Source organism: Nocardioides scoriae, from assembly GCF_900104965.1.
Classification (GTDB): Bacteria; Actinomycetota; Actinomycetes; order Propionibacteriales; family Nocardioidaceae; genus Marmoricola; species Marmoricola scoriae.
Map to the genome: position 1 here is coordinate 2,282,907 of NZ_LT629757.1, position 24,976 is coordinate 2,307,882.

Genomic DNA, 24,976 nt, shown 5'->3' on the forward strand with positions numbered 1-24,976 from the left:
GGATTCGCGGTCAGTAGCTCTTGAGGTCGCTGACCAGCCAGCGGCCGTCGACGTCGCGCATCGACATCGCCACCCGGTTCTGGAAGATCTGCGGGTCCTGGCCCTGCTTCTCCGAGACCTGGTTGACGAACACCAGCACCCGCGCGCGGTCGCTGTCGGCGTCGATCACCCCGGTGCCGGTGACGGTGGCCTTGACGACCGCCTTGGTCTGCACGGCCGCCCCCGCGGTCCCGTCCTCCTGCTTCTCGAGCAGCTGGAAGTTCTTCAGGTACTCCCGCTCGAAGCCACCGGTGAGGTAGCGCGACGCCCGCTGCCGGTCGGCCGGGAGCGTGCGGTAGTCGTAGGACAGCAGGGCCTTGGCCGCCGCCTCCGCCGCTGCCGGCGCCTCGACCCGGGCGTCGTCGACGCGCTGCTGCTGGGCGATCTCGGTGCCGGCCCAGGCCGCCACCCCGAAGGCGCCGAGCACGAGCACGAGCAGGACCGCGAGGACCAGGGTCGAGACCCGTCCCAGCGCGCGCACCACTCCCCCGGGCGCCGCCGGCTCGTCGTCGGCGGGGCGCGTGGCCGCCGCGGCCTCGGGGCCCGCCCCGGTCGCTGCGCCGGCGGACGGGTCGGACCCGAGGGTGGGCTCGGGGGCGGGCTCGGGCTCGTCGGCCGGGAGCGAGGCGTCGTACGCCGCCCGACGCTCGGGGTCGAGCAGCACGTCGGCCGCGTCGTTGTAGGTCCGGAACTGCGGCGTGCCGGGCTCGTGGGTGTCGGTCGCCCGGCGCCAGGCCGCTCGGACCTCGTCGCGGCTGGCCTCGCGGGAGACGCCGAGGACGTCGTACCAGGTGGGGGTGCGGGGGGTGCTCACGGCAGGGCTCCTAGTTGACCGGGGTGAAGTCGTCGACCAGCCAGCGGCCGTCGACCTCCACCAGCGAGACCGACCACCGGTAGTGGTGCTCGATGTCGCCCTGGGTCGTGGTGACCGACGCGTCGTGCGCGACGAGCACGGTCGCGGAGTCGCTGTCGATGTCGGAGACGCCCGACAGCAGCACCTTGCCCTTGCCCTTGACCTTCGCGGCCTCGTAGGTCTTCTGCAGCGCGGTGAAGGTCTCGGTGTTGCGCGCCCTGGCCTTGGTGGTGAGCATCTGGTTGATGCCCTTGACGTAGGAGTCGAAGTCGCTGCCGTCGACGGTGTCCATCCGCAGCGCGAACTGCTCGGCGACCGCGGTCACCTCGCTGCGCTGGGCGGCGTCGGGGACCCGCGACCCCGACGACACCGGGTCGAACGGACGGTCGGTGAGGTGCTCCATGCGGTAGACGAGGTAGCCGGCACCGACCACGCCCACCACCAGCAGGACGGCGAGCAGGGAGGTCAGCGCAGCGCGCAGCCGCGAGGGTCGAGCCGTGGGCACCATCTACTCCTGGGTCTACTGCTGGTCGTCGGGCAGCGACGGCTGGAGCAGCGTCCACTTCCATGAGTCGTCACCGAACAGAGCCGCGGCACCGCCGTCGTAGGCGACCCGACCCTGGGTGGCCTCGTCGGTCCAGGTCACGTCGCCGGTGCCGGCATCGTACGTCGCCACGGGTGAGCGGTACGCCGCCCCGGCGCGGCCGGCGGGGGACTTCTCCGCGCCGCGGAGGTTCCTGCTCCCGTCGGTGCAGCCGGCCTCGGTGTTCATCGGCAGGTCCTCGCGCTGCTGCGGGGTGCGCTTGGGGGTGTTGTAGCCGGCGTTGCACACGGGGCTCTGCTGCTGCAGGACCAGCCCGAACCGGGCGTCGAAGTCGCCGTCGCCGTTGGGCGCCGCCACGGTGTAGCCGCCGGCCACGACGTAGGGGTAGACGACGAGGATCTGCCGGATGCCGTCGAGGTGCTTGACGACGACCTCGTTGGTGGTGACGAGCTGGTTGACCAGCTCGCCCAGGTCGACGCGGTTCTTCTCGAGGAAGGTGCGCAGCTCGTTGGCCGTGGCCGAGCCCTCGTCGATGAGGCGGCGCAGGTTGGCGTCGTTGTCGGCCAGGGTCCCGCTGAACAGCGCCAGGTCGCGGGAGAAGCTGCGGATGGCCGACCCCTTGTCGACCTGCGTCTGCAGGACGATCCGGCCGTCGCGGATCAGCTTGGTGGTGGTCTCGAAGTTCTCGTTGGCCGTCTCGATGAACGAGCTCGACGTGTCGATGATGCGGGCCAGGTCGGGTCCGGTCCCCTGGAAGGCGGCACCGGCCTCGGCCACCACGGTGCGCAGGTCGGACTGGGGCACCGACTGGACCAGGTTGTCGAGGTTGGTCAGCAGCTCGGTGGTGGACACCGGGACGGCCGTCTCGGGGGTGTCGATCTCCGAGCCGTTGGTGAGGTAGGGCTTCTCGTCGCTCTGCGGCTGCAGCTCGACGTACTGCTCGCCGACCGCCGACTTGTTGCCGACCAGCGCCAGGCTGTCGCGCGGGATGTCGTCGTGGTCCTTGGAGACGCCCAGGACGACGTCGACGCCCTTGTCGGTGAGCTTCATGTCCTGCACCCGCCCGACCTGCACGCCGCGGTAGGTGACCTCGGCGTCGGTGAAGATGCCGCCGGACTGGGCGAAGTGGGCGGTCACCGTGTAGGTGTCGTCGTAGAACAGCCGGTCCAGGCGGGCGTAGCGGGCACCGACGTAGGTGACCCCCACGAGCGTGAGGATGGCGAAGATGAGCAGCTGTCGCTTCGTGCGTGCGGTGATCATCGGTCCTCCGCCACCCCCTGCAGGAGCATCGTGCCGATGCCCGGGTCCAGCCCGAGCCGGGCGAGCCCGAACGGGTCGATCGGCTCCGGCGCACCGGACGTGGTGAAGCGCTCGTTGAGCGGGGCGCGCGGCAGGCCCAGCAGGCCGCCACCGCCCGAACCGCCGGAGCCGGAGCCGGAGCCACCGGAGGTGGAGCCACCACCGGAGCCGCCGGACCCGGTGAGCAGGCCGTCCAGCGCGCCGCCGACGGGGCCGAGGGCACCGCTGAGCAGCTGCTTGACCTGGTCGGGCGTGAGGATGTCGAGCACGTCGAGCAGCGTCGGGAGCACCGTGGTGGCCGAGTCGAGCAGGTCGTTGAGGCTGACCTCCTCGCAGTTGCGCTCCGCGGTGTCGAGGGCGTTCTTCAGCAGCCGGTCGACCAGCGCGTCGCGCAGCTTCTCGCGCTCCTGGGCGGTGATGAGCGGGTTGTCCGGGAGGGCGTTGACCGCGCGGGTGGCGGCCTCGCGGACGTTGGCCTCGGTCGCCGCGCGGATCGCAGCCAGCGCGTCGCACACCTCGGTGGGCAGGCCCGGCAGCGTCGGCAGGTTGGGCAGGTCGAGCACGTCGAGGTCGAGGTTGACCGCGAGGTTGGTGTAGTCGCCCATGTGCAGGTTGCGGGCCACCTGGGGGTCACGACCGACGGCCTCGTCGACGAAGGGGTAGGTCAGGAAGACCTGCAGCGCCTTGGGGAGGTCCTGACCGGCCGCGGCGAACTGGTCCAGCACCGGGCCGAGGTCGCGCAGCGTGTTGATCGTGGACTGCTTGGAGGCCTTGATGACCCGCACCCCGACGTCGGACAGGCGGGTCAGCGCCTTGAGCAGCCGCACCAGGTCGGCCCGCTGCCGGTTGATCGAGCGCAGCGCGTCGGGGACGTCGTCCAGGGCGTTCTTGATCGTCTGGTCCTGCTGGCGCGCGGAGGCGGCCAGCCGGTTGGTGTTCTCGATCGCCGCGACGATGGAGGCCTTGTTCTCGTCGAGCTGGCCCACGAAGGTGTCCATCTGCGTGAGCAGCGAGCGGACGTCGGCCTCGCGGCCGTCGAAGGTGTTGTTGAGCTCGGAGACGATGGTCTTCAGCTGGCCCACGCCACCGCCGTTGAGCAGCAGCGCGAGGGCGCTGAAGACCTCCTCGACCTCGGGGTTGCGTCCGGTGCGGTCCAGGCCGATGACGTCGCCGTCGGAGAGCCGGCCGCCGCTCGGCGACTGCGGCGGGGACAGCGAGACGAACTTCTCCCCCAGCAGGCTGGTCTGGCGGATCTGCGCGGTCGCGTTGTCAGGCAGCTTCACGTCGGCGGGCAGCTTGAGGGTCACCACCGCGACGTAGCCCTTGAGCTTGACGGCGGTCACCTTGCCGACGCTGACGTCGTCGATCTTGACCGTCGACTGGGGCACGAGGTCCAGCACGTCGCGGAACCGGGCGGTGACCTCGATCGGGTTGTCCCCGGTGTCGGGGCCGCCGGGCAGCGGCGCGTCGTACACCGAGCAGCCGGAGAGCAGCAGCGCGCCGGCGACGAGGGAGGACAGCCCGCCGGCGAGGCGGCGCCGCAGCACGGGACGGGAGCTCGGGCTCACGGCTGCACCTCCAGGAGTCCACCGAGGGACCGGTCGACGGGCTCGCGCTCGTAGGTGGCCTGCGCGGGGGAGCCGGGAGCGGCGCGTCCGGCCGGGACCGCGGGCAGCGCGCCCTGGAGGGCGTCGCGGATCGACAGGCAGGCCTTGTTCTGGTCGGCGGCGCTGACCAGGCTGCACACGGTCGTCAGCGGGTCGGTGCCGAGGTTGGTGAACAGCTGGCCGAGGTTGTCGCGCACGTCGAGCGTCCCGGTGTCGGTGTTGCCGGCCAGGAACAGGTTGTTCAGCGCGGCGGGGGCGTACTGCAGCGTCTTGTCCAGCGCGTCGCGGCGCTTGACGATGGTCTTGGTGACGCGGTTGAGGCCGGAGATGTTCTGGCTCAGCGAGGCCTTGTTCTCGCGGATGAACCCACGGATCTCCTGCATCGCGACCGACAGGTTGCGCAGCACGGCCGCGAGCTCCTGCCGCTCCCCCGCCAGCAGCTCGGCGCCGCTGGCCAGCGAGTCGTTGAACCGGCGCACGGTGTCGTCGTTGCGCGCCAGCGTGCTGGTGAAGTCCTGCACCTGGCTCAGCGAGCCGAACAGCTCGTCCTTGTTGTCGGCCAGCGTCTGGGTCAGGGCGCCGACGTTCTTGAGGGTGCGGTTGAGCTCCACGCCCTGCCCACCGAGGTTGCGCGCGGTGGCGTCGAGCAGGCGGGTCAGCGGGCCGACCCCGCCGTCGACCGGCTTGTTGGCCTGGTCGGGGCCCAGCGCGATGTTGAGCTGGTTGAGGCTGCTGAAGATCTCGTCGAGCTCGAGCGGCGTGGCCGTCCGGTCGACGCCCAGCTCGGCGTTGTCGGGAAGGACGTCCCCGCCGTCGTACGCCGGGGTCATCTGGACGAAGCGGTCGCCCACGATCGAGGGCGCGATGACGGCCGCCTTGGCGTCGGCGGGCAGCTTGTACTTGCTGTCGTAGCTGAGCTTGACGCGGACGGCCGTGCCCACGGGCGTGACCTCCTCGACCTTGCCCACCGGCACGCCGAGGATCTTCACGTCGGAGCCCTTGTAGAGCGAGACCGTGCGCGGGAAGTCGGCCGTGACGTAGCGCTTCTCGCCGCCGGGCCAGAAGACCGCGAGCAGGGCGGCCAGCAGGGCCACGACCAGGACCACGCCGATGACGGGGTTCAGCTTCGCGAGGGACTTCATCCCTGGCCTCCCGTCGGCAGGGCGGGGGCGGGCGGGAGGTTCTCGATGTAGACGTCGAACCACGGGCCGGACCCGAGCGTGTTGGCGAAGACGCGGTAGAAGGGCTCGAGCAGCCGCAGGCTCTCGTCGAGGTTGTTCTGGTTCTTCAGCAGCGTGTCCACGACGCCCTTGAGGTTGTCGAGGGCCGGCTTGAGGTCCGAGCGGGTCTGGCGCACCAGCGCGGTCAGCTCGAGGGAGAGCCGGTTGGTGGAGACCAGCAGGGTGTGCACGGCCTCGCGGCGCGCCACCAGCGCCCGCAGCAGGACGTCGCTGTCCTTCATCAGGGAGACCAGGTCCTCGTCGCGGTTCGCGAGCGTGCCCGAGACCGTGTCGAGGTTGCGCAGCAGCTCGCCGATCTGGTCGTTGCGGCTCGCGACCGTCTCCGAGAGCCGGGACAGCCCTCGCAGCGTGCCCTGGAAGGCGGCCGGGGTGTTGTCGGTCAGCTCGGCCAGGGTGTCGAACGACTTGCCGAGCTGGTCGACGTCGATGTCCTCGGCCTTGCCCGCGAGGCCCTCGAACGCCGAGACGACGTCGAACGCCGACTGGGTGCGGCTGCGGGGGATCAGCGCGTCCTCGGCCAGCTGGCCCGATCCCTCGGGCTCGAGGGCGAGGTACATGTCACCGAGCAGCGTCTTGATCTTGATCTGGGCGCCGGTCTCGCGACCGAACTTCGACGGGGTGTCGACCTTGAACTTGGCGACGACCTGGTTGCCGTCGAGCTCGATGGCGTCGACCTTGCCGACCCGGACACCGGCGATCCGGACCTCGTCGCCCGGCTTGAGACCGCTGGCGTCGTTGAAGGCGGCCCGGTAGGTGTCGCCGCCGCCGATGAGGGGCAGCGAGCCGGCCTTGAAGGCCCCGAGGAGCAGGGCGGCCAGGACGGCGATGCTGATCGCGCCGATCACCACGGGGTTCCGCTCGCGGAAGGGAACGCTCATCCGAGCTCACACCTCGCGTCCTTGCTGAACGTGCTCGTGTCGTACTTGATCGGGACGGTGAGGGCGTTGCCCACCTTCACGTTGCCCTGGAACTGGCACAGGTAGAAGTTGAAGAACGAGCCGTAGATCGCGGTGCGACCGATCTTGTTCAGCTTGATCGGCAGCACCTGCAGCGCGCGGTCGATCTCGCCGCGACCCTGGTTGAGGTTGGCCGCCACCTTGCGCAGGCCCTTGACGTCGCGCACCAGCGAGGGCCGGATGCCGATCACCAGGCTGGAGGTCTCGTCGGCCAGCGCCGATACGGAGTCGAGCGAGCCGAGGATGGCGCCGCGGTCCTGCACCAGGCCCGACATCAGCCGCTGGAAGTCGGTGATCAGCTCGTTGAGCTGCTTGTCGCGCCCGGCCAGCGTGGCCAGCACGGCGTTGAGGTTGTCGATGACCTCGCCGATCACCTTGTCGCGGTCGGCCAGCGTGTTGGTCAGCGACGCGGTGCTCTGCAGCAGCGAGGTGAGCGTGCCGCCCTCCCCCTGGAAGACCGAGATGACCTCGGCCGAGAGCTTGTTGATGTCGGCGGGCGAGAGCGCCGCGAACAGCGGCTTGAAGCCGTTGAAGAGCACCGTCAGGTCGAGGGCCGGCTTGGTCCGGTCCATCGGGATGGTGGCGTCCTCGGGCAGCCGGTCGAGGTCGCCCACGCCCTGCGTCAGCGCGATGTAGCGCTGGCCGACGAGGTTGCGGTAGCGGATCGTGGCCGTGCTGCTCTTGGTGACCACCGAGCTCCGGGCGACCCCGAAGGTCACCTCGGCGCGCTCGCGGTCGACGATGCGCACGTCCTTGACGCTGCCGACCTTGACGCCGGCGATCCGGATGTCGTCGCCCTTGACCACGCCGGTCGCGTCGGAGAACTGGGCCTTGTAGGTCCGCGTGGACTCGAAGGTGAAGTTGCCGATGAGGACCACCAGCACGCCCGTGGCCAGCGAGGTCACGAGGATGAAGATCATCAGCTTGACCAGGTCGCCGCTGGTCTTCTTGTCGAGGATGCTCATCCGATGCTCACCTTCGTCCCGGCCATGGCCGGCGCGAACAGCGCGGCGGTGATGTCGGACATCTCGTCGACCGGCATCCCCAGCGAGGGCGCCAGCAGCGAGTTGATCAGCGCCTTCTGCGAGGGGGTCCCCGAGGGACCGACGCTGATGGAGGAGCGGTCGGCCCGGCCCACCTGGCCCACCGAGGCATCACGGGGGGTCGCGGACGTGACACCGAAGCCCGGCGAGGTCCGCTGACCGCCCTTGCCGATGCCGTTCACGCCGTCGTCGATGTTGGGGAACTTCGGGTAGGGGATCGGCGGGTTCGGCAGCCCGGCGCAGTTGGGGGCGTTGGAGGCGCCGTAGACCTGGGTGTCGCCCGCGGTGTAGCCGCGCGGCTGCTTGGGCAGCAGCTGCAGGTCGATGTGGAAGATGAAGCCGCGGAAGGTCGAGGCCAGCCGCGGCGCCTGGTCGACGATGCCGCGCAGCATGCAGGGGTACGTCGAGGAGTAGCGCGCGAGCAGGGCCACGATCGGCTCGCTCAGCTGGCTGAGCCGGATCAGGTTGTTGCCGTTGTCGTTGAGGAACCCGGTCGTGGTGTCCGAGAACGACGTCAGGTCCTTGAGGAAGGCGTTGAGCTTGGCCTCCTTGGACACCAGGGTGTTGCCGGTCTTGGTGGTGTTGCGCAGGGTCTCGGCCAGCTGCGGGAAGACGTCGGCGTAGGTGTCGGTCACCGTCGCCAGCAGCTTCAGGTCCTCGACCAGGGCCGGCAGCTGGGGGTTCATCCGGGTCAGGTAGTCGTCGAGCGTCACCAGGGTCTCGCCGAGCTTCTCGCCGCGCCCGTCGAGGGCGTCGGCGAGGGCGTTCAGGGTGTAGTTCAGCTCGGCCGGCTGCACCGCGCGCAGCAGCGGGTAGAGGTCGTTGAGGACCTTCTCCACCTCGATGGGCAGCTTCGTCTGCGTGATCTCGTCCCCCGCCGCGAGAGGGGTCGACGCGGGCTTCGAGGGGATGTCGAGCTCGACGTACTTCTCGCCGAACAGGGTCTTGGGCAGGATCGCGGCCGTCACGTTGTCGGGGATCTGCTTGATCGAGTCGGGCTTGATGCCGAGCTCGATCGTCGCGCCCTTCCCGACGGAGTCCATCTTGGTGACCTGGCCGACGATGACGCCGCGGACCTTGACGTCCGCCTTGTCGGGCAGCTGCAGGCCGGCGCTGTTGGTCGTGAGCGAGACCCGGTCGAAGTCGGTGAACTTCTGCCCGAAGATCGCGCTCACCAGCCACACGGCCAGCACGAGCAGGCCGATGAACACGAGGCCGAGGAAGCGGTGGTTCATGAGGTGCTTGGTCACGTCGTCACCCCGCCAACCGGACGGTGGCGGCAGATCCCCAGATCGCCATGGACAGGAACAGGTCGATCACGTTGACCGCCACGATCGAGGTGCGGACCGCGCGGCCGACCGCGACGCCCACGCCCGCGGGGCCGCCGCCGGCGGTGTAGCCGTGGTAGCAGTGGATGAGGATCACCACGACCGAGAACACCAGGACCTTGCCGAAGGACCACAGCACGTCGCCCGGTGGGAGGAACAGGTTGAAGTAGTGGTCGTAGGTGCCCGGGCTCTGCCCGTAGAACAGCGTCACCGTCAGGCGGGTGGCGACGTAGGAGGACATCAGGCCCACGACGTAGAGCGGGATGATCGCGACCAGGCCCGCGACGATGCGCGTGGTGACGAGGAACGGCATCGAGGGGATCGCCATCACCTCGAGGGCGTCGACCTCCTCGGAGATGCGCATGGCGCCCAGCTGGGCGGTGAAGCCGCAGCCGACGGTGGCGGCCAGTGCGATGCCGGCCACGAGCGGGGCGATCTCGCGGGTGTTGAAGTACGCCGAGACGAACCCCGCGAACGGTGCGGTGCCGATCTGGTCGAGCGCGGCGTAGCCCGACAGGCCCACCTGGGCCCCGGTGAAGAAGGTCATGGCCAGGATGACGCCGACCGTGCCGCCGATGACGGCCAGGGCGCCCGATCCGAGGGTGACCTCGGCCAGCAGCCGCAGGATCTCCTTGGGGTAGCGCGTCACCGACCGCGGGGTGGCGCGCAGGGCGCGCAGGTAGAACGCCAGCTCCTCCCCCATCCGGTCGATGGAGGACAGCGGCCGCTCGTAGACGCTCTTGAGGTTCGCCATCGTCCTCAGCCTGTCTTCGGGGGGATGATCTGGAGGTAGATGGCGCTCACCACGAAGTTGACGATGAACAGCAGCACGAAGGTGATGACCACCGACTCGTTGACCGCGTCACCGACGCCCTTGGGGCCGCCGTTGGCGTTGACGCCCTTGTACGCCGCGACGACCGCCGCGAGCATGCCGAAGAGCAGGGCCTTGAACAGGCCCACCCACAGGTCGGGCAGCTGGGCGAGGGCGGTGAAGCTGGCCAGGTAGGCGCCCGGCGTACCGCCCTGCAGACCGACGTTGAACACGTAGCCGCCTGCGACGCCGACCACGCTCACCATGCCGTTGAGGAAGACCGCCACCATCATGCAGGCGAGCACGCGGGGCACGACGAGGCGCTGGATCGGGTCGATGCCGAGCACCATCATGGCGTCGAGCTCCTCGCGGATCTTGCGCGCTCCGAGGTCGGCCGCGATCGCCGAGCCGCCCGCACCGGCGATCAGCAGCGCCGTGCCGATGGGCGCCGCCTGCTGCACGACCGCCAGCACCGAGGCGGACCCGGTGAACGACTGTGCGCCGAACTGCTTGATGAGGCCGCCGACCTGCAGCGCGATGACCGCACCGAACGGGATGGCGACCAGGGCCGTCGGCACGATCGTCACCGAGGCCAGGAACCAGGCCTGCTGGATGAACTCGCGGGTCTGGAACGGGCGCCGGAAGAGCTGCCGGAAGGTGTCGAGCGCGAAGGCGAAGAGCTTGCCCGACGTGCCGATCGGCTTCAGCAGGCGGCTCGAGGTGAGGGTGGCCATCAGCGGCTCACGCGCCAGTCGTCATGGTCATGTTCTCGTCGAACGAGCCGGGCGGCGGCGTGATGCCGTTCTCCTTGCACCAGGCACCCGGGTCGCGCTGGCTGCGTCGGGGCTGGCCGTTGGAGGGCTCGAGCTGCAGCGGGATGGGGGGCAGCGGCGGCAGGTCCATGTCCTTCTCGGCCTCGAGCTCGTCGGCGTCCTTCTCCTCCGACATGCCGATGGGTCCGACGACCTGGGCGTTGAGGAACTGGCGCACGACCGGCTCCTCCGAGGACAGCAGCATCTCGCGGGGACCGAACATGGCCAGGTGCTTGTGGTAGAGCAGGCCGATGTTGTCCGGCACCGTGCGCGCGGTGTTGATGTCGTGGGTGACGATGAGGAACGTCGCGTCGATCTGGGCGTTGAGGTCGACGATGAGCTGGTTGAGGAACGACGTGCGGACCGGGTCGAGGCCCGAGTCGGGCTCGTCGAACAGCACGATCTCCGGGTCGAGGACCAGCGCACGGGCCAGGCCGGCGCGCTTGCGCATGCCGCCGGAGATCTCGCCGGGCAGCTTGGTCTCGGTGCCGAGGAGACCCGTGAGGTCGAGCTTCTCCATCACGATGTTGCGGATCTCGGACTCGGACTTCTTGGTGTGCTCGCGCAGCGGGAAGGCGATGTTGTCGTAGAGGTTCATCGAGCCGAACATGGCGCCGTCCTGGAACAGCACCCCGAACAGCTTGCGGATCTCGTAGAGCTCGCGCTCGGGGCAGGAGGCGATGTCGACGCCCTCGATGACCACGCTGCCGCGGTCGGGCTTGAGCAGACCGATGATCGTCTTGAGCAGCACGGACTTGCCGGTCCCGGAGGGACCCAGCATCACGCAGATCTCGCCCGCGGGGACGGTCAGCGTCACGTCGCCCCAGATCAGCTGGCTGCCGAAGCTCTTGGTCAGGTCCTTGATCGCGATCTCGACGCCCACGCCGTCCGCCTCCCTCGTCGCTGGTGTTCCACGCGTTGCATGACTGCGTCCAGGTCCCTCTCGACCTGGAGGCACGCTCAGCCCCCCTCTGCTGCGCGTACCAACGAGTAGCCCGCCGCTAAGTTACGGCAGCATTGCGGCGGCGTCAGGTGGATCGGGCACTCGTCTCAAAACAGGACGGACACGGTCGGCCTACGACCGTGCACCAGGAGTTCCCCTCCCGGACGGTCCCATGCGCCACCCCGACCGACGGGTTCCCGGGCACGACGAACGCCCCGGACCAGACGGTCCGGGGCGTTCGGGTGGTGCAGGCGATCAGCGTCGGCGCGAGCCGACCGGGATCACTTGAGGGTGACGGTGGCGCCGGCGCCCTCGAGGGACTCCTTGGCCTTCTCCGCGGCCTCCTTGTTGACCTTCTCGAGGACGGCCTTGGGGGCGGACTCGACGAGGTCCTTGGCCTCCTTCAGGCCGAGGCTCGTGAGGGCGCGCACCTCCTTGATGACGTTGATCTTCTTCTCGCCAGCGGACTCGAGGACGACGTCGAACTCGTCCTGCTCCTCGACGGCCTCGGCAGCGCCGGCACCGGCACCGGCGCCGGCAGCGGCAACGGCGACGGGGGCGGCGGCGGTGACGCCGAAGGTCTCCTCGAACTGCTTCACGAACTCGCTGAGCTCCAGGAGGGTCATCTCCTTGAAAGCGTCGAGCAGCTCGTCGGTGCTGAGCTTCGCCATGGTGGCGTTCCTTTCAGTGGTGGTGCGGCTCGCGCCGCAACCGGGATGTCAGGCCTGGGTGCTCTCGGTGGCCTCGGTGGTCTCCTCGGACGCGGGCGCGTCGTCGGCTGCAGCGGGCTCGGCCACGGGGGCCTCGTCCGCTGCGGTGTCCTCGGCCGCGGCGGCCGGCTCGCCGGCACCGCCCTTGAGGATGGAGGGGTCCTCCTGCGCCTTCGCCTCCAGGGCGCCGGCGAGCCGGGCAGCCTGGGCGAGCGGGGCGTTGAGGAGGTAGACGGCCTGGCTGAGCGAGGCGAGCATGGCGCCCGCCATCTTGCCCAGCAGCACCTCGCGGGACTCGAGATCGGCCAGCTTGGCGATCCCGGCAGCGTCCACGGTGGCGCCGTCGATGTAGCCGCCCTTGATGATCAGGGCGGGGTTGGCCTTGGCAAAGTCACGCAGACCCTTGGCCGCGTCGACCACGTCGCCGTTGATGAAGGCGATGGCGGTCGGACCGGTCAGGAGGTCGTCGAATCCCTCGACGCCCGCCTGGCCGGCGGCGATCTTGGTCAGCGTGTTCTTGACCACGGCATAGTGGGCGTTCTCGCCGAGAACTCGCCGCAGGTCCTGCAGCTGCTTCACGGTGAGACCGCGGTACTCGGTCAGCACAGCGCCCGTGGAGTCGTTGAACGAGTCGACGATCTCCGCGACGGCTGCTGCCTTGTCTGGCCGCGCCATGGGTCTCCTTCCACACTTCGGTGCACTGGTGCGTGCGGAGGATCCGGCCGGGTTGACCGGGTCCCCGAGCCGAGGGCCGGAAGGGCCACACATGCAGAACGCCCCGTGCAGGTGCACAGGGCGGGCGACGCGATCGCGTCGGTCAACTCGGTGTCACCTGCGCAGGTCGCCCGCATCGCGGACCTTTCGAGCCACTCCGGGGAGTGGCCGACCGGCGGTCTTCGGCTACGCGGAGGACTGTACGTCGCTGCTCGCCGTGCGGCCAAATCGCGGACCGGGCCAAGGATCACTAGACCAGTCGGGAAAACTGACCAAATCGGACATTTAGCCCATAACGTTCTGTGCGTAACCACAATCGCCCACGAACGAGGTTCACGATGTCACTCCCCCGCCCGCTCCGCCACCAGTCCCGCCTGGCCCAGGTCAGCTCCACGGTCGCCCTGCTGGTGAGCTCGACGCTCCTCGCCTCGACCCTGGCCACCGCTCCCGCCGCCGCCGCCCCGGCAACCCCCACCAGCAGCGTCGCCACCGCCGCGGCCAGCGCCGCTCGGTCGGCCACGCTCACCATCGGTGGCGCCACGCGGTCGGTCGCGGGCACCAACGTGGCCCGCAAGGTCGGCAAGCTGGTCGTCTACTCGGCCCCGCGCTCCACCACCCACAAGACCAAGCGCGGCGTGGACGTCGTCGTCCAGGACGGCAAGGTCGTCTCGGTCAAGCGCCACCACGGCCGTCGGGCAGGTCGGACCGCCGTGCCCGCCGGTGGCTTCGTCGTCTCCGGGCTCGGCTCCTCCGCCGCCTGGCTGCGCGCCCACGCCAAGCCGGGCGTCGCCGTCACCTCCACCGCCGCCACCGGCGGCCAGGTCGGCACCGGCGGCCGCGTCGTCGCCACCGCCACCCCCACCGTCGGCGCCCCCGTGGTCGTGGGCAACGGCACCTGGAAGCTCTCGGGCATCAACGTCCCCCGCGGCGTCGACCAGGTCGTCGCCTACACCGCGCCCGTCACGGTCACCACGACCAACATGTGGGGCGTCGAGCTGACGGTGGTGGGCGGCAAGATCACCTCGATCGTCGACCGCCAGGTCAAGCAGGTCACCAGCGGCACCCGGGTCCCCACCGGCGGCTACGTGCTCTCCGCCCACGGCAGCGCCGGCGACTGGCTGCGGGCCCGGGCCAAGGTCGGTGGCACCGTCGGCTACCAGGTCACCGTCCCCGACGTGGTCACCCCGACCCCGACGCCGACCCCCACGCCCACCCCGACCCCGACCCCCACCCCGACGCCCACCGCGCCCGCCGTGCCGGCCGCCGGCACCCGGGCCGCCATCGGCTCGTCCAGCTACCCCGTCAGCGGCGTCAACATCGACCGCGGCGTGGACGCCCTGGTGGCCTACACCTCCCCCCTGACGCAGACCCCGACCAACATGTGGGGCGTCGAGGTCGGCGTGGTCGGTGGCAGGATCACCTCGGTGATCGACCGGCAGGTCAACAACATCAGCGCGGCCACGCCGGTCCCCTCGGGCGGCTACGTCCTGTCGGGCCACGGCGCGGCCGGCGAGTGGCTCCGGGCGGCGGCCCAGGTCGGCGGCACCGTCACCTCCGGCAGCGGCTCGGTCTCCACCCCGACCCCGACGCCCACCCCCACGCCCACTCCGACCCCGACGCCGACCCCCGCACCCACGACGCCGAGCACGGGCACCAGCAGCACGGACCCGATGCCGCTGCCCAGCAAGGTGCAGGCGCTCTACCTGATGATGTGGTCCAACTCGGGCTCGCCGATGCTGCGCAACATCCCCTCGGACGTCAACGTCGTCAACCTGTCCTTCCTCCAGGGCGACCCGCCGTCGCTGGTCGGCTGGGGCTCGCAGAGCGAGGCCAGCTTCATCGCCGACGCCAAGGCGCTGCGGGCCCGCGGGGTCCGGATCGTCGCCTCGGTCGGCGGAGCCGGCGGCCACGTCAACCTGGCCAACCGCGAGGCCTTCGTCCAGGGCGTCATGAGCCTCAACGCCAAGCTCCCCCTCGACGGCATCGACTGGGACATCGAGGGCTCCACCCCGATGGCGGCCGCCGACGTCGTGTGGATCTCCAAGCGGCTCAAGACCCTGCGGGGCCAGGACTTCGCGATCACCCTGGCGCCCAACGGCTCCAACATCAACGAGTACCTCGCCATCGCCGTGCAGCTGCAGGCCAACAACGCGCTCGACATGATCGGCCAGCAGTTCTACGACGCCGTGGTCTCCAAGGAGGCCGCCATGGGCCGCATCAACCAGGCCGTGAGCATGGGGATCCCGCAGAGCAAGATCGCCGTCGGCATGATGGTCGGCACCGCGGACGTCTACTGGACCGTCGCCGAGTGCGTCGCCGCGGTGACCTACATCAAGGCGAAGTACCCCAACCTCCGCGGCGGCTACCTGTGGGAGGCCGGCCGGGCCGGCACCGCCGACTGGGCCAGCACCCTGAGCGGCCTGCTCAAGGGCTAGTCACCACCACACCGCGGCGACCGGCGCCGGCGGGGACCCACCAGGTCGCGGACCTGGCGAGGACGCCCCGCCGGCGTCGGCGCGCGAGTAGCATCGAGGTGCCGACATGACCGTCGTACGAGGGGGAACAGTCATCGCCGAGCACGCCTGGGTGGTCGTCGCCGACTCACCCTTCCTGCCCGCCCGCGGCGGCGGCGAGCGCGAGCACCTCGGGTTCGTCGAGGCCGCCGTCGCCGGCGGTCGTCTGGCCGCCCTGGTGGTGCCGTCCTCGGAGACGCTCGACGTCGCCGCCTACCGCGCCGTCCTCGGGGAGACCCCGCTCGTGGTCACCCGGCGGCGCGAGCGCCCGTGGCTGGCGGCCCACCCCGTCACGCCGTACGTCGTGTCCTCGCGGCCGGCCCGCCCCGGCCTGGTGGGCCGGGTGCGCCAGGTCGCGCCGCAGGCGACCGGCGTCGTGTGCTTCTCCTACAAGTCCTGGCGCATCGGCGAGGCCCTCGCCCTCGGTCTCGAGGTGCCGGCCGTGCTCCGGCAGCACAACCTCGAGGGGCCCTACCACCGCAGCCTGGCCACCGGGAGCACCGGCGTGCGCCGCCTGGTGATGCACCTCGAGGCCCGCCGCATCGACCGCGACGAGCGCCGGCTCGAGCAGGCCGACTGGCTGCGCACCATGGCCGACATCTCGGCGACCGACGCGCAGGTGCGTCGCGACCGGGGCGGTCGGGCGGTGCACGTGCCCCCCTTCGCCCACGACGCCTCCAAGCTGGTGCTCCCCCGCACGCCCGGACCCGAGCCGCGGGTGGTGTTCCTCGGGGCGCTCGACGTCGAGACCAACACCACCGCCCTGGACTGGCTGCTCGAGCGGGTCTGGCCCCAGGTGCGCCGGCAGGTGCCCGACGCCGTGCTCGACGTGGTGGGCCGCCACCCCGCGCCGGCGCTCGTCACCCGGCTCGACGCGGAGCCCGGCGTGGAGCTCCACGCCGACGTGCCCGACCTCGCCCCGTTCCTCAGCGGGGCCCGGGTGGCGGTGAACCCCGCCGTGTCCGGCTCGGGGGTCAACATCAAGCTCGTCGACTACCTGCAGGCCGGTGTCCCCGTGGTGACCACGACGCTGGGCGCCCAGGGCCTCGGCCTGACCGACGGCCCGCTGGTCAGCGTCCAGGACCGCCCCGAGTCGTACGCCGAGGCGCTGGTCGGCCTGCTCCAGGACCCCGACCGGGCCGAGGCGATGGGCGCCGCCGCCCGACGCCACGTCGCCGACCTGCTCGACCCCGCCACCAACCTCGCGCGCCTCGAGAAGGAGCTGTCGTGAGCGGCCCGACCGCCGGTGGCCGCCCGGGCCAGCGGATCCACGTCGTGCTCGACGACCTCGACCGGCTCGCCGGGGCCGGCCGCGCCGCGTGGGACCGGCTGTTCGAGGCCCAGGACGCGCTGGCCAACCCGTTCTGCGCGCCGGAGTGGGTCGAGACCTGGTACACCCACTTCACCCGGCCGAGCCAGCGGCACCTGCTGACCGTGTGGCGCGGCGACGAGCTCGTCGGCGTGGCGCCGTTCTACCGCGACCGGGTGGCCCTCGGGCCGGCCGGCGTGGCCCACCGGCTGACCCTGGCCGGCGCCGGCCAGGGCGGGTCGGTCCTCGAGTCGCCCCAGGTCCTGACCGCCCCCGGCCTGGCCCGCGAGGTCGTCCGGGCCGTGGTCGAGGAGACCATCAGCGTCCCCGAGGGCGAGGGCGTGGACTGGTCCGAGATCGCCATCCCCACCGGGGCCGGCTGGTTCGAGCCCGAGTGGTCCTACAGCACGGGTCAGCCCGTGGCGTTCTACCGCAGCCAGATGGTGCGCGCCTCGGTCGTGCTGCCCGTCGACGCCGGGTGGGAGGCGACCCGCGCGGGCTTCAAGCGCAACCTCAAGGAGAGCCTGCGCCGCTCGCGCAACCGGATCGCCAAGGACGGCCGCACCTGGACGGTCGTCCCGCGCACCGAGGACCTCGACGTCCACGCCGTCGAGCGGCTGCTCGACCTGCACCACCGCCGCTCCGCGCACGGCGCCAGCGTCCAGCACGCCGACGCCTACGCCAGCCCCGCGCGCCAGGCGTTCCTGCGCGACCTGCTCCCCCGGCTCGGTGCCCGCGGCCGGGCGACCCTGCTCGAGCTCCACGTCGACGACGAGGTGGTCGCGGTGCAGCTCGCCCTGCGCGCCCCCGGCGTCACCTACTTCCACTCCTCGGGCGTCGACCCGTCGGTCTGGGCGCTCTCGCCGGTGACCTACCTGCAGGAGCACCTGGTGCGCGAGGCAGCCGAGTCGGGGGCCCGGTGGGTCAACTTCTCCCCCGGGCCCAACGTCGCCAAGCTCCGCTGGAGCGAGCAGATCGACACCCACCACGACTTCGCCTACGGCAGCGGAGGTCCGTCGCTGCGCTGGAAGTACTCCGCCTTCGCGGCCGGCCAGGCGCTGAGCCAGGTCAACCACGCGGTGTCCGTGTCGACCGCCCACGCGGCACCGGCCCGGGTCGAGACCACGACGGCGCCCGCCCAGACCTCGCCGGTGCCCCCGCTGGTCGTCGCTCCCCCGACCCCCGGTCGGCTGCGGGTCTTCCTCCGCTCCCACGGCAGCGAGAACCTCAAGAACCGGCCCGACTTCTACGACAAGACGACCTGCCTGGCGTCCCTGGTGCGTGCCGCCGAGCAGGTGGCGCCGACCGCCGAGCTGGTCTTCCTCAACGACGGGCCGCTCCCGGCGGCTCGCGAGCGGCTGATGGCCGGCGCGGGCGAGGTGGTGCAGGGCGAGTTCGGCAGCAACCGGGCCTCCTGGAACGCCGCGGTCCGTCTCGCCCGCTCCCGCGACCACGGCCCCGACGACCTCGTCTGGTTCGCCGAGGACGACTACCTCTACCGTCCCGAGGCCTTCGCCGAGCTGGTGCGGGTGGCGCAGGAGCGTCCCGAGGTCGACTACTTCTCCCTCTACCTCGGCGAGCTGCGGCAGCGCGACGACAAGTTCCCGGTCGACGACTGGGTGCCGGCCGTGAGCACCACCAGCAGCTTCGGCGTACGCCGGGCGGCGCTGCAGGAGGACGCCCGGCTGCTCATGCTGATGACCTACACCGGTGGCGCCTTCGACCACACCACCTTCCTCACCCTGGCCGGCCGCTACCCCTTCACCGCCCGCCGGCTGCGACGCGACCTGGTGCCGTTCGGCCACCACGCCCCCGACCAGTGGGCCCGCCACGTCACCCGCGGCGTGGTGCGCACGGCTCTGGGCACCCGGGGCCTGCGCCGGCCCTCGCACCGTCGCACCCTGCACCAGCCGCCGCAGGACCTCATCGCCCACCTCGAGACCGGCGCCTTCCAGCCCTCCGAGGGCTGGGCCGAGCTGGCGGAGCAGACGCGGGCATGGCTCAAGGAGCGGACCGAGGCCGCGGGCGAGCAGTCGGCGTGACCCGCCGGTGAGGCGGGGGGCGCTGCTGCGCGTCGGGTGGAACCTGGGCGACCAGGTGCTCTCGAGCGCCACCAACGCGCTGCTGTCGTTCCTGGTCGCCCGGTCGGTGACCGAGACCGAGTTCGGCGGCTTCTCGATCGCCTTCACCGTCTTCTCCGTGCTCGTCGGCCTGAGCCGGGCCGTGTCGTCGTCCCCGCTGAGCGTGCGCTTCGCCGGCAAGGACGACCGCCTCTTCCGACCGGCCGGCGCCGCGTCGGTCGGGACCGCGCTGGTGGTGGGCGCCGTGGGCGGGGTCGGCTGCCTGGTCGCCGGCTCGCTGCTGGACGGCGCGGCCGGCACGGCACTGCTCGCGCTGGGCGTGGTGCTGCCCGGGCTGCTCGTGCAGGACGCCTGGCGCTTCGTCTTCTTCGCCGAGGCGCGGCCGCAGGCCGCCGTCGTCAACGACGCCCTGTGGGCGGTGCTCCAGATCGGGGCAGTCCTGGCGCTGGTGGCTGCCGACCTCGGCACCGTCGGCCCGCTGCTCCTGGCCTGGGGCGGAGCGGCCTGCGCTGCCGCACTGCTCGGGCTGCGGCAGGCCGGCGTGCGCCCCGCGCCCCGGTCGGCCGTCACCTGGCTGCGTCGCCACTGGGACCTCTCGCGCTACCTGCTGCTGGAGTACGTCACCCTCCAGGGCGGCATGCAGCTCGCACTGCTGTGCATCGCCTCGATCGGCACCCTGAGCGCCGTCGGAGCCCTGCGCGGGGTGCAGGTGCTGCTCGGCCCCACGACGATCCTGGCCGTGGGCATCCAGAGCTTCGCCCTCCCGGAGCTCTCGCGCCGCCGCCGGGACCTGTCCGCGCGGAGGTGGGTGCTAGCCGCCGTGGCCCTCTCGGGCCTGGTCACCGGCATGGGCGTCCTGTGGGGGGCACTGTTCCTGCTGGTGCCCGACGCGTGGGGCCGCGAGCTGCTCGGCGACACGTGGGCCACGACCTCGCAGATCCTGGTCGCCTCGATCGTGCAGCAGGCCGGCGCGGCCATCGCACTAGGACCCGCAGTGGCGCTCTACGCCATGGACCGGGCACGGGTGACGCTCTCGATCCACGCGGTGCTGGCCCCGCTGATGTTCCTCGGGGGCGTCGGGGGCGTCGTCGTCGGAGGTGCGCAGGGGGCGGCCTGGGGCTTCGCCCTCGCCTACTGGTCGGTGGCGCCCGTGTGGTGGGTGCGCGTGCGCCGCGAAGCCCGTCGCCTCGCCGGTGCCTCCGCGCAGCACCACGCCGGCACCTGAGGCGCCAGACCCCGCCGGGTCGGGTTTCGTCGGGTCAGCTCATGTCCGGCGCGCCGCGCCACAGCCCGCGGTTGTACGCCGCGAACCCGGCCGCGGCGTCCGGGTTGCCCCGGGCGCGGCACACGGCCGCGCGGCCGAGCGACCCGGCCGCGAGCACCAGTCGCATCGTGTGCGCCGCCGGGGCGCTGTTGTGACGGCGCACGTAGTCGAACATCGAGGCGCCCCGCATCTGGAGCATGGTGGTCTTGGCCCCGCCGGAGCCGGCGCCGGCGTGTGGCACCAGCAGGTCGGTGCGCAGCTTCTGCCGCAGCCCCGCCTCGCGCAGCCGGCGGCCGTAGGCCATGTCCTCGTTGTAGATGAAGTGCTGCTCGTCGAAGCCGCCGAGGGCCACGAACGTCTCGCGCGGCACCGCCAGGCAGGCACCGGTGAGCCACTCCAGGTCGATCTCCTGGTGGGGCTCGGGCCGGGCGAAGACGCCCGCCGTCGGGAACCGCGAGTGCAGGCCGGTGGCGTAGACGAGGACCCGGCCCACGGTCGGCTCCCAGCCCCCGACGCCCAGCTCGACGCGGCCGTCGTGGGTGACGGTCGTGGCCGAGACGGCCGCCAGACCCGGGTCGCCCTTGAGCTCCTCGACCAGCGCGAACAGCTGCTCGGGGGTGGGGGCGGTGTCGGGGTTGACGAAGACCAGGTAGGGGCGCTCGGAGCTCCACGCACCGAGGTTGGCCGCGCGGGCGAAGCCCACGCCGCCACCGTCGAGGTAGCGCGCGTGCTCCCGGCCCTCGAGCACGTCGGCCACCGCGTCCGCGCCCCCGGAGTTGTCGACGACCACCAGGGGCAGGTCGCGGGGCAGCCGCGCGAGCAGCGTCTCGACCAGCGCCCGGCTGCGGTAGGTCACGAGGACCACCTCGATCTCGGACAACTCGACCACCGCCGCCGCCTCCTGCTCGTCGCTCGTCGTGCTCACGCCTGGGCGGCGAAGAGCCGGGTCTGCTCCGCGACCAGCTCGTCGACGAGGCGCCCCTCCGGCAGCACGACGTCGGCGTACGAGATCGCCTCGTCCTTGCGCACGTCGCGGGTCAGCCGCGAGCCCTCGGCCACGCCGATCGGCAGCAGGCCCTCGGCCTGGCTGACGTCGTAGGCCTCCGCCTCGCCGTAGGTGTGGTAGCCGCCGAGACCGTCGAGGACCGTGCCGGCGGCGAGGTCCTGCTTGGCGATCGTGATGACCTCGACCTTCGGACCGGCCAGCGGCGCGATGGCCGCGTCGCCGAACAGCACCGCACGCGCGACCGTGGAGGGCACCTCGAAGTGGCACAGGTGGTAGGGCGTGTAGAAGCTGTAGAGCGGACCCTGGCCGAGCTTGTAGAGCTCGAGGTAGTGCCGCTGCTTCGGGTCGTCGTGGGTCGCCAGGACGTAGACGCCCGGTCCGGGCTTGCTGCCCACGACGTAGTCCACGACGCCGCCCAGCTCGCGCAGCTGCTCGACGTCGTAGTGCTCGACCAGGTCGTCGACGTGGCCCGCGTGGTCGGCTCCGCCCATGCCGCGCCGCGCGACGGTCATGCCCGTCGCGTTGGCCACGGTCGCCTGCTCGATCGAGATCTTCGTGCCGTCGGCGAAGCTGGTCACCATGTGGGGGTCCTGTCCCCAGCGCTCGGCGAACGCCTTCTGGGTGGTGGGCGTGCGGTAGGGGTCCTGGAGGCCCTTGACGTTGCCGGCCACCAGCGGCGTCAGACCGATGCCCTGCACGAAGCGGACGAGGTTCATCTGGACGCCCGGCTGGTCGCCGTCGCACCCGGTGAGGACCACGCCGGCCTCGCTCGCACGCCGGCTGAGCAGCGGGCCCACGGTCGCGTCGACCTCGGCGTTCATCAGCACGACGTGCTTGCCGCGCTCGATGGCCCGCACCACGACGTGGCAGCCGAACTCCACGGCACCGGTCGCCTCGACGATGGCGTCGACCGACGCGGCGTCGCACACCGCGCGCCAGTCGTCGGTCACCGCCGCGACGCCGTCGGCCACGGCGGCGTCGAGCGCCGCGCCGTCGGCGACCTGGCGGACCTCGCCGACACCGGCCTCGGCGTAGGCCTGCTCGGCGCGGGCCAGGGTGCGGTTGGCGATCGCCACCAGCTCCATGCCGGGGACGCTGTTGACGATCTGGTTGGTGAGGCCGCGGCCCATGAAGCCGGCGCCCACCAGGGCCACCCGGACCGGGTTGCCCTCGGCGGCGCGACGGCGCAGGGCGGTGTCGACGATGATCATCGGGGCGGTTCCTCGGCTGCGGGCAGCGGGTCGAAGTCGGAGGCCGGGCGCTCGGAGAGCAGCGGCCAGGACCGGTCCTTGTCGCTGATCACCGAGGTGGCCAGCGGCCAGGGCAGTCCCAGGTCGGGGTCGTCGTGGCGCAGGCCGCGCTCGGCGGCCGGGGTGTAGGCGCCGCTCACCTGGTAGACGACCTCGGTGTCGTCGACCAGGGTCTGGAACCCGTGGGCGAAGTACGCCGGCACGAACAGCGCCCGGCGGTTGTCCGCGGTGAGCTCCACGGCCACGTGCTGCAGCCGCGTCGGCGAGTCGGGACGCAGGTCCACGATGATGTCGACGATGCCGCCGCGCACGCAGCGCACCAGCTTGGTCTCGGGGTGCGGCGCCACCTGCAGGTGCATGCCGCGCAGCGTCCCGGCCCTGTGGTTGTAGGACATGTTGCACTGCTCGACGGCGGGCTCGAGGCCCGCCGCCTCGAACTCGGCCCGGTCGTAGGTGCGGGCGAAGAAGCCCCGGTCGTCCTCGCGGAGCTCGAGCTCCACGATCGCGACCCCCTCGATGGGCGTGGTGAGGATCTTCACGGCTGCTTCCAGTAGAGCTGACCGTCGACCTGGCCCGAGCGCATCAGCTTCTGCAGCGCGAGCAGCCGGGTGTGGCCGGGACCGCGGAAGGTCGCCTCGTCGAGGTCGATGGTCTCGAAGATCTCGTGGAGCTGGCGGGCCCCCTTGACGGCGTCCCAGTCGCACGCGAACCCGGGCAGGGTGTCCTTGATCTTGTCGAAGTTGACCCGGTAGCTGCGGTTGTCGCCGGCGTTCTCGCCGAAGGTCACCTCGCAGCCCGGGAACTCCGCACCCACGATCTCGGCGATCTCCTTGACCCGGTAGTTCTGGGCGCTGTCACCGACGTTGAAGACCTGTCCGTGGATCGCCTCGCGCGGCGCCGCCAGCACGCGGCGGATCGCCTGGGAGATGTCGAGCGCGTGGACCAGCGGGCGCCAGGGCGACCCGTCGCTGGTCATCACGATCTCCTTGGTCGTCCAGGCCAGGCCGCTCAGGTTGTTGAGCACGATGTCGAAGCGCTGCCGCGGCGAGGCGCCGTACGCCGTCGCGTTGCGCATGAAGGTCGGCGAGAACGAGTCGCTCGCCATCGGCGAGACGTCGCGCTCGACCATCACCTTGCACTCGGCGTACGGCGTCTGCGGGTTGACCGGGGAGGTCTCGTCGAGCTCGGCGTCGCTGTCGGAGAAGCCGTAGACGCTGCACGAGGACATGTAGACGAACCGCTCCACGCCGGCCTGCTTGGCCAGCGTGGCCAGGTTGACCGAGCCCTGGTGGTTGATCTCGTAGGTCAGCTCGGGCGCGACCGCCGCCAGGGGGTCGTTGGACAGCTCGGCCATGTGCACGATGGCCTCGACGCCCTCGAGGTCCTCGAGGGTGAGCTTGCGGATGTCCTTGTTGAGCGTGCGCGCGAACGCGTCGACGCCGTTGTAGAGCCAGCCGAGACGGTAGAAGCCCGTGTCGACACCGGTCACCTCGTGGCCCTCGCGGATCAGGTCCGCGGCCACCAGGCAGCCGAGGTATCCGTCGGTGCCAGTCACCAGAACGCGCACGTCAGTCCTCCCAGACCTTCCAGGGAGCCTCGCCGGCGTCCCAGAGCTGATTGAGCTCCGTCCAGTCACGGAACGTGTCCATCCCCATCCAGAAGCCCTCGTGGGGGTTGATCGTGAGCTCGCCGTCGGAGGCGAGCGAGCGCAGCGGCTTGTGCTCGAGCAGCAGGCCGGGGTCGTCGTCGAGGTAGCGGTCGACCATCTCGCGCTGGAAGGCGAAGAACCCGCCGCTGACCCAGCCGGTGGCCAGGGTCGGCTTCTCGTTGAACTCGCTGACCTGGTTGCCCTCGACGTGCATCTCGCCGTAGCGGCTGGCCGGGTGGACACCCGTGACGGTGCCGATGCGGCCGCCCTCGGCGTGGTTGGCCAGCAGCTGGTCGAGGTCGACCGCGCCGATGCCGTCGCCGTAGGTGAGCATGAAGGTGTCCTGGTCGAGGTACTGCGCGACGCGCTTCACCCGGGCACCGGTGCCGGAGAGCAGGCCGGTGTCGACGAAGGTGATCTCCCAGTCCTCGAGCTGGCTGCCGCCGTGCCACTGCGGCTGCTCGGCCGAGGCCAGCTCCAGGGTGAAGTCGTTCTGGTGCTCGCGGTAGTCGAGGAAGTAGCGGCGGATGAGGTCGCTCTTGTAGCCCAGGCACAGCACGAAGCGCCGGAAGCCGAAGTGGCTGTAGGTCTTCATCACGTGCCACAGGATGGGCTTGCCACCGATGTCGACCAGCGGCTTCGGGAGCTTCTCGCTGGCCTCGCGGAGGCGAGTTCCCATGCCACCGCAGAGGATGACGACGGGGATGTCGGCGTTGTTCATGGCTGGGATCCTACGCATCTGTCGGGGTCGGTGGACGGCTGCGCGAGGTGCGCAGCGGAGTCGCCGGCGACGGCCCGAGAACGGCCGCGACGCTGGCTGCGGGTCGGGAGGACGGCAGCAGCGACGGACGCGTCGGTGACGTGGCTCGCCATCAGTGAAAACCCCCCGGTTTCGTCGGGCTGCCGGAGACCGGGCCCGTGCGGGACGACACCGGAGACGTCCGGCGGGCCCTGCGACGCAAGGAAGTTATCACCCACGGAGGGATGTTTTGGGGCGATCGCGCA

Annotated in this window: 22 protein-coding genes; 4 read left to right on the forward strand and 18 right to left on the reverse strand. The window is 71.3% G+C overall.

Annotated features, from left to right (window positions below):
* Positions 1-10: 10 nt before the first annotated feature.
* From BLU55_RS10965 to rplJ, 13 genes are all read right to left on the reverse strand, one after another.
* Positions 11-853 (reverse strand): J domain-containing protein, encoded by an 843-nt coding sequence (locus tag BLU55_RS10965; protein ID WP_091729517.1) that lies wholly within the window; start codon positions 851-853, stop codon positions 11-13.
* A gap of 10 nt (positions 854-863) precedes the next feature.
* On the reverse strand, positions 864-1,397 hold the full coding sequence (locus BLU55_RS10970) for a hypothetical protein (RefSeq protein ID WP_157682827.1): 534 nt from the start codon (positions 1,395-1,397) through the stop codon (positions 864-866).
* 15 nt (positions 1,398-1,412) lie between these two features.
* Positions 1,413-2,696: an MCE family protein gene (locus BLU55_RS10975; RefSeq protein ID WP_091729523.1), complete on the reverse strand. Its 1,284-nt coding sequence runs from the start codon at positions 2,694-2,696 to the stop codon at positions 1,413-1,415.
* Positions 2,693-4,303, reverse strand: coding sequence for an MCE family protein (locus BLU55_RS10980; protein WP_172833902.1), 1,611 nt, complete (start codon positions 4,301-4,303; stop codon positions 2,693-2,695). Before BLU55_RS10980 ends, BLU55_RS10975 begins: the two co-directional genes overlap by 4 nt.
* Positions 4,300-5,484, reverse strand: coding sequence for an MCE family protein (locus BLU55_RS10985; protein WP_091729529.1), 1,185 nt, complete (start codon positions 5,482-5,484; stop codon positions 4,300-4,302). The genes BLU55_RS10980 and BLU55_RS10985 overlap by 4 nt, the downstream gene beginning before the upstream one ends.
* On the reverse strand, positions 5,481-6,461 hold the full coding sequence (locus tag BLU55_RS10990) for an MCE family protein (protein ID WP_091729532.1): 981 nt from the start codon (positions 6,459-6,461) through the stop codon (positions 5,481-5,483). The genes BLU55_RS10985 and BLU55_RS10990 overlap by 4 nt, the downstream gene beginning before the upstream one ends.
* Positions 6,458-7,504 (reverse strand): MCE family protein, encoded by a 1,047-nt coding sequence (locus BLU55_RS10995; protein ID WP_091729534.1) that lies wholly within the window; start codon positions 7,502-7,504, stop codon positions 6,458-6,460. Before BLU55_RS10995 ends, BLU55_RS10990 begins: the two co-directional genes overlap by 4 nt.
* Positions 7,501-8,832 (reverse strand): MCE family protein, encoded by a 1,332-nt coding sequence (locus BLU55_RS11000; RefSeq protein ID WP_091729538.1) that lies wholly within the window; start codon positions 8,830-8,832, stop codon positions 7,501-7,503. Before BLU55_RS11000 ends, BLU55_RS10995 begins: the two co-directional genes overlap by 4 nt.
* Positions 8,833-8,836: 4 nt before the next feature.
* A complete protein-coding gene (locus BLU55_RS11005; protein WP_091729541.1) occupies positions 8,837-9,664 on the reverse strand; it encodes an MlaE family ABC transporter permease in 828 nt (275 codons plus the stop codon).
* Between the two features lie 5 nt (positions 9,665-9,669).
* Positions 9,670-10,455 (reverse strand): MlaE family ABC transporter permease, encoded by a 786-nt coding sequence (locus BLU55_RS11010; RefSeq protein WP_091729545.1) that lies wholly within the window; start codon positions 10,453-10,455, stop codon positions 9,670-9,672.
* A 7-nt stretch (positions 10,456-10,462) separates the two neighbouring features.
* Positions 10,463-11,416 carry an ABC transporter ATP-binding protein gene (locus BLU55_RS11015; protein ID WP_091729548.1) on the reverse strand — a complete coding sequence of 318 codons (954 nt, stop codon included), beginning with the start codon at positions 11,414-11,416 and terminating at the stop codon, positions 10,463-10,465.
* 341 nt (positions 11,417-11,757) lie between these two features.
* Positions 11,758-12,147, reverse strand: coding sequence for a 50S ribosomal protein L7/L12 (gene rplL / locus BLU55_RS11020; protein WP_091729551.1), 390 nt, complete (start codon positions 12,145-12,147; stop codon positions 11,758-11,760).
* A 48-nt stretch (positions 12,148-12,195) separates the two neighbouring features.
* A complete protein-coding gene (gene rplJ, locus BLU55_RS11025; RefSeq protein WP_091729553.1) occupies positions 12,196-12,861 on the reverse strand; it encodes a 50S ribosomal protein L10 in 666 nt (221 codons plus the stop codon).
* A 377-nt stretch (positions 12,862-13,238) separates the two neighbouring features.
* Here rplJ and BLU55_RS11030 point away from each other — a divergent pair, with 377 nt between their 5' ends.
* From BLU55_RS11030 to BLU55_RS11045, 4 genes are all read left to right on the forward strand, one after another.
* Positions 13,239-15,335: a glycosyl hydrolase family 18 protein gene (locus BLU55_RS11030; protein WP_091729556.1), complete on the forward strand. Its 2,097-nt coding sequence runs from the start codon at positions 13,239-13,241 to the stop codon at positions 15,333-15,335.
* A 106-nt stretch (positions 15,336-15,441) separates the two neighbouring features.
* Complete coding sequence (locus tag BLU55_RS11035) at positions 15,442-16,644, forward strand: glycosyltransferase (protein ID WP_091729559.1); 1,203 nt, start codon at positions 15,442-15,444, stop codon at positions 16,642-16,644.
* Positions 16,641-18,764 (forward strand): GNAT family N-acetyltransferase, encoded by a 2,124-nt coding sequence (locus tag BLU55_RS11040; RefSeq protein WP_091729561.1) that lies wholly within the window; start codon positions 16,641-16,643, stop codon positions 18,762-18,764. Before BLU55_RS11035 ends, BLU55_RS11040 begins: the two co-directional genes overlap by 4 nt.
* A 7-nt stretch (positions 18,765-18,771) precedes the next feature.
* On the forward strand, positions 18,772-20,028 hold the full coding sequence (locus tag BLU55_RS11045) for an MATE family efflux transporter (protein WP_091729564.1): 1,257 nt from the start codon (positions 18,772-18,774) through the stop codon (positions 20,026-20,028).
* Between the two features lie 34 nt (positions 20,029-20,062).
* On the opposite strand, the gene BLU55_RS11050 is transcribed toward BLU55_RS11045, so the two are convergent.
* Genes BLU55_RS11050 through BLU55_RS11070 form a run of 5 tightly spaced genes read right to left on the reverse strand, consistent with a single transcriptional unit; the run spans position 20,063 to position 24,692 of the window.
* Positions 20,063-20,992 carry a glycosyltransferase gene (locus BLU55_RS11050; protein ID WP_091729566.1) on the reverse strand — a complete coding sequence of 310 codons (930 nt, stop codon included), beginning with the start codon at positions 20,990-20,992 and terminating at the stop codon, positions 20,063-20,065.
* Positions 20,989-22,284 carry an NAD(P)H-dependent oxidoreductase gene (locus BLU55_RS11055; RefSeq protein ID WP_091729569.1) on the reverse strand — a complete coding sequence of 432 codons (1,296 nt, stop codon included), beginning with the start codon at positions 22,282-22,284 and terminating at the stop codon, positions 20,989-20,991. Before BLU55_RS11055 ends, BLU55_RS11050 begins: the two co-directional genes overlap by 4 nt.
* Positions 22,281-22,862, reverse strand: coding sequence for a dTDP-4-dehydrorhamnose 3,5-epimerase (gene rfbC, locus BLU55_RS11060; protein WP_091729571.1), 582 nt, complete (start codon positions 22,860-22,862; stop codon positions 22,281-22,283). Before rfbC ends, BLU55_RS11055 begins: the two co-directional genes overlap by 4 nt.
* On the reverse strand, positions 22,859-23,878 hold the full coding sequence (locus BLU55_RS11065; protein WP_197680959.1) for an NAD-dependent epimerase/dehydratase family protein: 1,020 nt from the start codon (positions 23,876-23,878) through the stop codon (positions 22,859-22,861). Before BLU55_RS11065 ends, rfbC begins: the two co-directional genes overlap by 4 nt.
* 13 nt (positions 23,879-23,891) lie before the next feature.
* A complete protein-coding gene (locus tag BLU55_RS11070) occupies positions 23,892-24,692 on the reverse strand; it encodes a glucose-1-phosphate cytidylyltransferase (RefSeq protein WP_197680960.1) in 801 nt (266 codons plus the stop codon).
* Positions 24,693-24,976 lie beyond the last annotated feature (284 nt).

What these genes read in the sequence shown, in the direction of transcription:
- BLU55_RS11055 (WP_091729569.1), bottom strand. Translation starts at nt 22,284, where the DNA reads ATGATCATCGTCGACACCGCCCTGCGCCGTCGCGCCGCCGAGGGCAAC.
- rplJ (WP_091729553.1), bottom strand. Translation starts at nt 12,861, where the DNA reads ATGGCGCGGCCAGACAAGGCAGCAGCCGTCGCGGAGATCGTCGACTCG.
- BLU55_RS11005 (WP_091729541.1), bottom strand. Translation starts at nt 9,664, where the DNA reads ATGGCGAACCTCAAGAGCGTCTACGAGCGGCCGCTGTCCTCCATCGAC.
- rplL (WP_091729551.1), bottom strand. Translation starts at nt 12,147, where the DNA reads ATGGCGAAGCTCAGCACCGACGAGCTGCTCGACGCTTTCAAGGAGATG.
- BLU55_RS10995 (WP_091729534.1), bottom strand. Translation starts at nt 7,504, where the DNA reads ATGAGCATCCTCGACAAGAAGACCAGCGGCGACCTGGTCAAGCTGATG.
- BLU55_RS11010 (WP_091729545.1), bottom strand. Translation starts at nt 10,455, where the DNA reads ATGGCCACCCTCACCTCGAGCCGCCTGCTGAAGCCGATCGGCACGTCG.
- BLU55_RS11030 (WP_091729556.1), top strand. Translation starts at nt 13,239, where the DNA reads ATGTCACTCCCCCGCCCGCTCCGCCACCAGTCCCGCCTGGCCCAGGTC.
- BLU55_RS10975 (WP_091729523.1), bottom strand. Translation starts at nt 2,696, where the DNA reads ATGATCACCGCACGCACGAAGCGACAGCTGCTCATCTTCGCCATCCTC.
- BLU55_RS10985 (WP_091729529.1), bottom strand. Translation starts at nt 5,484, where the DNA reads ATGAAGTCCCTCGCGAAGCTGAACCCCGTCATCGGCGTGGTCCTGGTC.
- BLU55_RS11035 (WP_091729559.1), top strand. Translation starts at nt 15,442, where the DNA reads ATGACCGTCGTACGAGGGGGAACAGTCATCGCCGAGCACGCCTGGGTG.
- BLU55_RS11070 (WP_197680960.1), bottom strand. Translation starts at nt 24,692, where the DNA reads ATGAACAACGCCGACATCCCCGTCGTCATCCTCTGCGGTGGCATGGGA.
- BLU55_RS10990 (WP_091729532.1), bottom strand. Translation starts at nt 6,461, where the DNA reads ATGAGCGTTCCCTTCCGCGAGCGGAACCCCGTGGTGATCGGCGCGATC.